We start from the raw sequence: 8,876 nt of genomic DNA on the forward strand, positions 1-8,876 counted from the left end.
CTCGGGGTCCCAGCGTGACACGCCCGCGGGGTGTTCTCGGTCACAGCACGCGATCAGGGCAGGTCAGCGGAGATGTCGAGGGACCGGATGACATCGATCGTCTGCAGTTTGTCGGGATTGCGGACCGCGTAGAGGCCGGTGATGAGGTCGTCGATCATCTCGACCACCAGCACCGTGTCCAGGTCGCCGTTCCTCGACCGGACGAGCACCGCGGGTTGGGCGTTGAAACTGCCGAATTCGACAGTCGCGCCCGCCATCGAGTTCTGTGCCAGCCCGATCATGAACCGCGCGACGGACTCGGCGCCGACGATCGGGCGGCGTGCGGCGGAGACGCGGCCGCCGCCATCGGAGATCTCGACGACGTCGGGCGCGAGCACCGCCAGGAGGGCGCCGACATCGCCGGTGTGGGCGGCGAGCAGGAAACGGCCGATCACCGCCCGGCTGGTGTCGGAGTCGGGTCGGAAGCGTCGGCGCCGAGCCGCGACGTGCGCGCGGGCCCGGTGGGCGATCTGCCGCACGGCGGTGTCGGATTTGTCGATCATGTCCGCGATCTCGCGGTGGCTGTGCCCGAACACTTCCGACAGGACGAACACCGCCCGCTCGGTGGGGCCGAGGGTTTCCAGCACGAGCAACATCGCCATCGACACCGACTCCGCCAGCAACACGTCGTGGCCGGCATCGGGCGTGGTGCGGATCGGTTCGGGCAGCCAGGTGCCGACGTAGTCCTCGCGGCGCCGCCGGACCGAGCGGAGATGGTTGATCGCCTGACGGGTGACGATCTGCACCAGGTACGCGCGCGGATGCGTCACCTCCGTCGCTTCGCGCCAGCGAAGATAGCTGTCCTGCAGCACGTCTTCGGCATCGGCGGCGCAGCCCAGGATTTCGTAGGCGATCGTGAACAGCAGTGGCCGGAAGGTGGTGAACGTGTCGAGCTCGGTCATCGGGCCACCCCTGCCAACCTCATACGCCGATGATTCCGGGCGACAGCGAGTCGGCGCAACCATGTCGACGCGCGCTGGTGGTCAGGAACTTCCCCGGTTCGCCCTGCCGAACCAGACCGGCAGGTGGGCGAGCAGGTCCTGTTGGTCGTCCCCGACCCACGCCACATGCCCGTCCGGGCGAAGCAGTACCGCGGGGGCGTCGAGTTCTTCGCTGACATCGACGATGTGGTCGACGCGGTCCGCCCATCCCCGCACCGACAGGCGCCCGGTCTGGTCGAGCAGCAGCCCGCGACCCGCGTGCATCTGCGCGTAGAGGCGACCGCGTTTCAAGGCAATGTCGCGCAGTCGCCGACCGAGCAGGGGATCGCCCTCGCCGAAGTCGTAGCGGATGCCGATGGCGATGATCTTCTCGGTGAGATAGCGACTCACGTCGTCGAAGTCCATCAGTCGCGACACCAGCCTGCGCACCGCCTGCGGACCAGGGTCCAGCGACATCAGCTCCATCTGGGCGCGGGTGTTGTCGAGCACGTCGGCGGCCACCGGGTGACGTTCGGTCTCGTAGGTGTCGAGCAGGCCCGGTGGCGCCCATCCGTTGATCTGCGCGGCCAGTTTCCAGCCGAGGTTGAACGCGTCCTGGACGCCGAGGTTGAGGCCCTGTCCACCGGCGGGCGGGTGGATGTGGGCCGCGTCGCCCGCCAGCAGCACCCGGCCGACGCGGTAGTGCTCGGCCTGGCGGGTGCCGTCGCCGAACCGCGACAGCCACCGCGGTGAATGCACCCCGAAGTCGGTACCGGCGGTGGCGACGAGCTGCTGTGTGAATTCGTCGAAGGTGGGTGCGGTCGTACGGTCCTCGGCGACGCCGTCGGCGGGGGCGACCACGCGGTAGACCCCGCCGCCCAGCGGCATCGCGCCGAAGCGCAACTGGGTCTTGCGGACTTCGGCCATCACCTCGGTGATCGTTTCCGGTGACGCGGTCAGTTCCATTTCGCCGAGCAGTGTCTCGACCCGGCTCGGCTCACCGGGAAACGCGACGCCGAGCAGCCTGCGCACGGTGCTGCGGCCGCCGTCGCAACCGACGAGGTAGCGCGCCCGCAGCTGTGTGCCGTCGGCCAGTTCGACCGTGACCGCGTCGTCGTGCTGACCGAGGCCGACCACTTCGCTGCCACGCCGGATCTCGACCCCGAGCTCGGTGGCGTGCTCGCTGAGCAGCTGGTCGGTGAGAGGTTGTGGGATGCCGAGCACGAACGGATGGGCGGTGTCGAGTCGTTCGGGTGCGGGTTTGGGGATGCCGGCGAAGAAGCCGCCGACGGGATGCTTGCGCCCGAGCGCGAGAAACCGGTCGAGCAGGCCGCGCTGGTCCATGATTTCGATACTGCGCGCGTGCAGACCGAGCGAGCGAACGATCTTCGTCGGCTCGACATCCTTTTCCAGTAGCACCACCCGCACCGCATGCAGCCTCAACTCGGCGGCCAGCATCATGCCGGTCGGTCCACCGCCTGCCACGATCACGTCGATCATCGAATACTCCCCTTCGACCGGATATCCGCAGGTTGCGGGCTCGCCGAGAGATTGTGCAGCACGACCGGGGCCTTGCCGCAAGCCCCGGGGTGCGCTATAGATTAGAGGTGGCAAGGAGTGGTTTTCCCTCCTTGCCATTGCCATGCTCGCAACTCTCACCGATGGCGTGCCGGTACTGTGAAGCCGGTTCGGGCAAGGTGAAGGAGTCGGTCGGCGGTGCGTGGTTTCGGGGATCTCGAGGCAGTGCTGATGGATCGGCTGTGGGATCGCGATGTGGACACGACCACGGTGCGCGAACTGTTCGACGAACTCGCGACCGAGCGCGACATCGCCTACACCACCGTGATGTCGACCATGGACAATCTGCACCGCAAAGGCTGGCTGGCCAGGGAGCGCGAGGGGCGCGCGTACCGGTACTGGCCGACGGTGACCCGCGAGGAATACAGCGCCCGGCTCATGCACGAGGCGCTCGGTGTCGGCGGTCGGTCCGACCTGGTTCTCAATTTCTTCGTCGACCGGATCAGCGAGGACGAGTTCGCGGGATTACGCGCGGCCTTGCGCCGCGTCGCCACCCGCCGCAGTGAGGCGAGCTAGCCCGACCGTGTCGGAGTGATCTGATCTGATGAGCAGAGCCAACGGGATCGGTCACGGGGACGGGGACGCATGCTGAGTGTCGGATGGGATCAGGTGTTCGCCTGGCGGCTGGGTCGTCAGTACGTCGCGGCACCGACCGGGGGCTCGGCGGAGGATGTCGCGGCCAGGTTGGCCGGGGTGCAGGCGCAGGTGGCGTCGGCGGCGGAAACGGCTGTCGCGGTGCGAAGTTCGGATGCCCGCGCACTCGGTGTCGGCGAGGCATTGGGTGTGGGCACGCTGATGAAGACCTGGGCGATGCGCGGCACGCTGCACGCGATGGTGCCCGAGCAGGCAGCGGCGGCGCTGTCGCTGATCGGCTCGGCTCGCACGTGGGAGAAACCGTCGTGGCAGAAGACTTTCGGTGCGACCCCTGAGCAGGTGGCCGCCCTGGTGGAGGTGGTGTCCGGTGTCCTGGTCGATCAGGTCCTGACCCGTGACGAACTGGTCGAGGCGGTGCTCGCCGAACCCGGCTTCGCCCATCTCGGCGAGCAGTTGCGCTCCGGGTGGGGTGCGGTGCTCAAGCCGTTGGCCTGGCAGGGCGCGCTGTGCCACGGTCCCGCCCGCGGCAGCAAGGTCACCTTCACCGCACCGGCCGGCCTGACTCCCGGATGGAAGGGCTTACCCGAACCCGAGAGTGCCGCACCGACTCTGATCAGCGCCTATCTCGGCGCGTACGGTCCCGCGACGCCGGAGGCATTCGACGCGTGGCTCAGTCGCAACAGCGTGCGCAAGACCGTGGTGCGTGGCTGGTTCGCGGCCATGGGCGAGGCACTGACCGAGGTCGACGTCGAGGGTCGGATCGGTTGGATTCCGAGCGAGTTCGCCGACGATCTCGCCACGGCGACCCTCGACGGCGGCGTCCATCTGCTCGGCCCGTTCGACCAGTACGTGTTGGGGCCCGGCACCGGCGACACCGTGCTCCTGCCCGCCGAGCAGCGGTCGAAGGTGAGCAGGACGGCGGGCTGGATTTCCCCGCTGGTGCTGCTGGACGGCCGGATCGCGGGCACCTGGGAACAGGTCGACGACGAGCTCGTGGTGTCGCTGTTCGACGGGCGCACAATCCCGAAGCGCACGCTGTCCGCAGCGGTGAAGCGGTTCGCCGAGGCGACCGGCGCACGCGGGCTCGGCCTGCGCGTGGGCTGAGATTTCGGATACTCCGGACACCGAACCAAGCGCTTGCTACGGTGGCTCGATGATCCCCACGATCGTCTGGGGCACGGGAAATGTCGGCCGCGCGGCCATCCGTGCCGTGGCTGCCCATCCGGCGCTCGTTCTCACCGGGGTGCTCGTGCACAACCCCGACAAGGTCGGCCGAGACGCGGGCACGCTCGCGGGCCTCGACACCGAATTGGGGGTGGCCGCCAGCGACGACATCGACGCGCTCCTCGCGACCGGTCCGCGGGCGGTGGTGTACGCGGCTTCCGGAGAGATCCGGCCCGATGAAGCGCTCGCCGACATCGTGCGAGCCATCCGTGCCGGGGCTGTCGTCGTCACCCCCGCGCTCTACGCCCTCTACGACCCGCGCAACGCACCGGCCGAAATGCGCGAACCGGTGCTGGAAGCCATTGCCGCGGGCGGTGGTTCACTGTTCGTCTCCGGCGTGGATCCCGGCTGGGGCAACGATGTGCTGCCACTGTTGATCAGCGGGCTCGCCGCCACCGTCGACGTGGTGCGTTGCCAAGAGATCTTCGACTACTCCACCTACGACCAACCCGACTCGGTGCGCTATCTCGTCGGCATGGGACAGCCGATGGACTACCAACCGCCGATGCTGATGGCGAGCGTGCCGACGATGGTGTGGGGCGGCCAGATTCGGCTGATGGCCAGGGCATTGGGTGTCGAACTCGACGAGATCCGCGAAACCGTCGACCGGCGCGCCCTCGACGAGACGGTGCAGACCACCCGGATGGGAGCCTTCGACGCGGGCACGCAGGGCGCGGTGCGGTTCGAGGTGCAGGGCATCATCGACGGGCAGGCGCGCATCGTGATCGAGCATGTCACCCGCATTCATCCCAGCTGCGCACCGGACTGGCCGACACCACCCGACGGTGACGGCGCCCACCGGGTGATCATCGAGGGCTCGCCGCGCATCGGGGTCAGCGTGGAAGCGACCGACGAGGGCGGCAATCGCGCGGCGGGCGGAAACGCCACGGCGGTAGGACGTTTGGTCAATGCCATCGACTGGTTGGACGAGGCGCCGCCCGGTCTCTATGACGCACTCGATGTGCCGCTGCGTGCCGCGGTCGGCAAACTCGGAAGGACACCACGATGATCATCGATATTCCCGAGGGCAAAGATCCCATCGGTTACGTGTGGGGCGAGATGGTGCCCGGCATCGGCGTCGCCGCGGCGGCGTTCTCGCTGTCGGTCTACGAGCACTCCACCCTCGGCCTGCGTGAATTCGAAGCGGCCCGGCTGCGGATCGCCCAGATCAACGGGTGTCTGTTCTGTCAGGACTGGCGCACCGAACGCGACGGGCAGAAGGTCGAGGCGGAATTCCCCGAGGCGGTCACGCACTGGCGTGACACCGACCAGTTCGACGAACGCACCCGGCTGGCCGCCGAATACGCCGAGCGCTATGCCACCGACCATCACGGCCTCGACGACGAATTCTGGGTCAGGATGTTCGCCGAGTACTCCCAGGCCGAAGTGGTGGAGCTGAGCATGAGCATCGGTTCCTGGCTGGCGTTCGGACGCCTCAATCGTGTCCTCGGGCTGGACACCGTGTGCGTGCTGCCCGGGCACTGACCGCCGCCTGCGCCAGACATCGCACCGCATTCCCACCGGCTGTGTGCCAGACGCTGAGCAACACTGTCGCACCGATCCCGGTTAAGCTGCGGGCCGTGGTGGAACCTGCGCGACAGCAGCTCATCGATACGGTGGCCTGGGTGCTGATCGAGAACGGTCGCATCCTGTGCGCCCGTCCACGCGGCAAGGACGTGTTCTTCATTCCCGGCGGCAAACGCGAAGGCGCCGAGACCGACCTGCAGACCCTGGTCCGTGAGGTCGCCGAGGAACTGACCGTCGAACTCACACCGGACAGCGCCGTCCACGTCGGCACCTACGAGGCCGCGGTCGCCGACGGGCACGACACTGTGGTCCGGATGGCGTGCTACACCGCCGACTACCGCGGGGTGCTCACGGCCAGCAGTGAAATCGAGGCGCTGGCCTGGTTCGGGTTCGGCGACCGCGATCTGGTCCCCCCGGTCGACCAGTTGCTGTTCGACGACCTAGCAGCGGCCGGGTCGCTGCGGTGATCGGCGCGGTGGCACGGTCGGCGTTCTATGAACTGCTGGCACTGCCACTGGCATTCACGCGGGTACGGACCCGGCTGCGGGTGCCGCGCCTGCTCCTGCGCGAACCGGTCGGCGCCCGCCATGTTTCGCTGGGACGCTGCCTGATCCACTCGGTGCTGTCGGGGGGACTCGGGCTACTCGGCTGGTTCCTCGCGATGCTCAGCGTGCTGGTTCTGGTGCGCGGTCTGGCTTATCCGCTGGTCGCCGCCGATGGGTACGAGAACTCCTGGGGCGGACCCACCTTGGCGGGAGCGTGGGCGGTGCACGCGGCGCTGGGCGTGCTGATCGCGCCGGTGTTCGTCGGCTCGATCGCCCTGTTCGGCCGGTTGCAGCTGCGGGTGATCCTGACTGTTCTGGGCGGTGATCGCTCGTGGTGGGCGATTCCGATCGTGGTGGTGCTCGCGGCGGCGGGCGGGCTGTTCTTCGTGGCGTGGGTGCATCAGATCTGAGGGTGGCAGCGCCTCACCGAGAGTTCTGTCCGGGAATCCGTACACCCGCGGCACGCAGTTTCGTTTCGACGAGCGTTGACATCCGAGCCGCGGTCGATTCCGGCTCTTCACCGTGGTGCCGGATCAATTTGTAGCGTGTCGCGGCCTCGGTGCCGGCTTGTAGCCCGGTCACGATCTCGAGGTGATCGGGGTTGGCGAGATAGTGCTCGGCCACTGCGGTGGCGAGGTCCTCGATCCTGGGGTCGTCGGGCTCCCAGCTCATCGCCTCGGAGGCGCGCCGATACACGGCGAGGAACTCGGGGTCTTCGATGGCGGTCTCGATATTGGCCAGGTAGTCGTCGAAGCCTTCCGGAACGAGAGCTCTGGCCAGCACCCAGCCCTCGCGGGCGGCGGCGATGTCTGCCTCGCTGATGCCGAGTTCGGGCAGGCGGGCGAGCAGCGCCACCGCGCGGTCGGGCAGCAGCGTTCGGTCGCCGTCGGCGAGGCGGTGCAGGGTGTCGCGGCGGGCGATCAACTCCTCGATCCGTTCGGTGAGGCGCCGCTCGACGTCGGCGAGCTCGGTGGCGAACGATGCCGCGTCGGCGTCGAGCAGGGCGCCGATCTCGGCCAGCGGTACTCCGGCACCGGCCAGGGTTCTGACCTGCACCAGGCGCAGCAGCGCGGCCGAGCCGTACCGGCGGTAGCCGGAGCTGTCGCGCGCTGGTTCTTCGAGCAGACCGTTCTTCTCGTAGTGCCGCACGGTCTTGATCGTGACGCCGGCGAATACCGCGGCCTGGCCGATCGTGACGCCGTTGTTCATCTGCTCAGTCCGCCCTGCTCGGGGTAGTCCTACTGAGAAAGTTGACCTTGATGCGAGGGCGAGGTCAAGTCCTCGGCGCCGAACACCTCGTCGACCAGCCGTTGCGTGGCAGCCTGGAACACCGTGGACAGCGACAGGTCGGCGTCGTCGACATAGTTCAGCGCCGCGGTCATGGTTTTGGCGCCGTCGGGTGTGCTGTACATCAGTGCCGCGTGACCACCGTGGCCGCCGTTGTGGGTGATGACGGTGCCGGTCGCGGTCTTCTGCACGAACACCCCCAGGCCGTAGCCGACCTTGGTTTCGGGCATGAGCATCTCGGCCAGCAGCGGGGCGGGCAGCAGCTTGCCGCTCAGCAGGGCGGAGATGAAGGTGTGCAGGTCCTTGCTGGTGGAGATCATGTCGCCGCCGCTGGAGATCCAGGAGGGGTTCTGCACGCTGACATCGACGGTCTTCTCCACGCCGGCGTCGTCGTAGCGGTAGTAGGCGTGGGCGTGCGGTCCGCCGATCTCGGTGGAGGTCTCCGGCACCACGGTGTCCGACAGTCCGAGCGGACCCAGGATCAGTCGCTGCATCTCCTCGGCCAGTGGGCGGCCGGTGACCGCCTCGATGAGCAGCTTGGCCAGCACGTAGTTGGTGTTGGCGTAGCTCCAGTCGGTGCCCGGTTCGAATCGGGCAGGCTGGGCCAGGGCCAGCCGCACCAGTTCGTCGGCCTCATGGGTCAGGAAGCGGTTGTCCACCCATTCTTTGCCACCCCAGGCGACGACGCCCGGCGCGGTCGTCCCGTCCTCGTAGACCTCGCCGGTGAAGTTGAAGATCCCGCTGGTGTGCTGCAACAGCATCCGGACCGTGATCCGCGGGTCCAGTGCGAACCGGGGCAGATAGTCGACAGCAGGGGTGTCCAGGGCGATCTTGTTCTCGGCCACCAGCTGCAGGACCACGGTCGCGACGAAGGTCTTGGTGTTGCTGCCGATCCGGACGCGCCCGTTGATCGGCGGTGCCGCAGGCTCGCCCAGCACGCTGCGCCCGGCGCTGCCGACCCACTCGCCGCGCTCGTCGTCGACCCGCAGTTGCAGGCCGACGAAACCGGTGTCGACGATCTCCTCGATCGTCTGCTGAAGATTCGGATATGCCTGTGCGGCAACAGTTTTGGTGATATTCGTTGCGGTGTTCGAGTTCGAAGTCATGAGATGAGCTTCCACCTTGACCCATGGTCAACCTCAAGAGTGATCCGGGTCACTCG

10 protein-coding genes are annotated in these 8,876 nt (G+C 67.8%); 6 read left to right on the top strand and 4 right to left on the bottom strand.

The window, feature by feature from the left end; genetic code table 11:
- Positions 1-53: 53 nt before the first annotated feature.
- Together ASD42_RS22260 and rox are read right to left on the bottom strand one after the other, a co-directional pair.
- On the bottom strand, positions 54-941 hold the full coding sequence (locus ASD42_RS22260; protein ID WP_056819835.1) for an RNA polymerase sigma-70 factor: 888 nt from the start codon (positions 939-941) through the stop codon (positions 54-56).
- An 81-nt stretch (positions 942-1,022) separates the two neighbouring features.
- Positions 1,023-2,459: a rifampin monooxygenase gene (rox, locus tag ASD42_RS22265; protein ID WP_056819839.1), complete on the bottom strand. Its 1,437-nt coding sequence runs from the start codon at positions 2,457-2,459 to the stop codon at positions 1,023-1,025.
- A 216-nt stretch (positions 2,460-2,675) separates the two neighbouring features.
- Here rox and ASD42_RS22270 point away from each other — a divergent pair, with 216 nt between their 5' ends.
- The 6 genes from ASD42_RS22270 (at position 2,676) to ASD42_RS22295 (ending at position 6,837) form a co-directional block, all read left to right on the top strand.
- Positions 2,676-3,053, top strand: a complete 378-nt coding sequence (locus tag ASD42_RS22270; protein WP_255284383.1) for a BlaI/MecI/CopY family transcriptional regulator — start codon at positions 2,676-2,678, stop codon at positions 3,051-3,053.
- 69 nt (positions 3,054-3,122) lie between these two features.
- Positions 3,123-4,235 (top strand): DNA glycosylase AlkZ-like family protein, encoded by a 1,113-nt coding sequence (locus tag ASD42_RS22275; protein WP_056819842.1) that lies wholly within the window; start codon positions 3,123-3,125, stop codon positions 4,233-4,235.
- A gap of 49 nt (positions 4,236-4,284) precedes the next feature.
- Positions 4,285-5,364, top strand: a complete 1,080-nt coding sequence (locus ASD42_RS22280) for an NAD(P)H-dependent amine dehydrogenase family protein (RefSeq protein ID WP_056819845.1) — start codon at positions 4,285-4,287, stop codon at positions 5,362-5,364.
- Entirely contained in the window at positions 5,361-5,840 is a 480-nt protein-coding gene (locus tag ASD42_RS22285) for a carboxymuconolactone decarboxylase family protein (RefSeq protein WP_056819847.1), read from the top strand. Before ASD42_RS22280 ends, ASD42_RS22285 begins: the two co-directional genes overlap by 4 nt.
- A 95-nt stretch (positions 5,841-5,935) precedes the next feature.
- Positions 5,936-6,349 carry an NUDIX hydrolase gene (locus tag ASD42_RS22290; protein WP_056820451.1) on the top strand — a complete coding sequence of 138 codons (414 nt, stop codon included), beginning with the start codon at positions 5,936-5,938 and terminating at the stop codon, positions 6,347-6,349.
- An 8-nt stretch (positions 6,350-6,357) separates the two neighbouring features.
- Positions 6,358-6,837 (top strand): hypothetical protein, encoded by a 480-nt coding sequence (locus ASD42_RS22295; protein ID WP_235569774.1) that lies wholly within the window; start codon positions 6,358-6,360, stop codon positions 6,835-6,837.
- Between the two features lie 13 nt (positions 6,838-6,850).
- Here ASD42_RS22295 and ASD42_RS22300 read toward each other — a convergent pair whose 3' ends face one another.
- Positions 6,851-7,636: a MerR family transcriptional regulator gene (locus ASD42_RS22300; protein ID WP_056819853.1), complete on the bottom strand. Its 786-nt coding sequence runs from the start codon at positions 7,634-7,636 to the stop codon at positions 6,851-6,853.
- A gap of 29 nt (positions 7,637-7,665) precedes the next feature.
- On the bottom strand, positions 7,666-8,820 hold the full coding sequence (locus ASD42_RS22305; RefSeq protein WP_056819856.1) for a serine hydrolase domain-containing protein: 1,155 nt from the start codon (positions 8,818-8,820) through the stop codon (positions 7,666-7,668).
- Between the last annotated feature and the right edge of the window lie 56 nt (positions 8,821-8,876).

Source organism: Nocardia sp. Root136, assembly GCF_001427185.1.
Taxonomy (GTDB): domain Bacteria; phylum Actinomycetota; class Actinomycetes; order Mycobacteriales; family Mycobacteriaceae; genus Nocardia; species Nocardia salmonicida.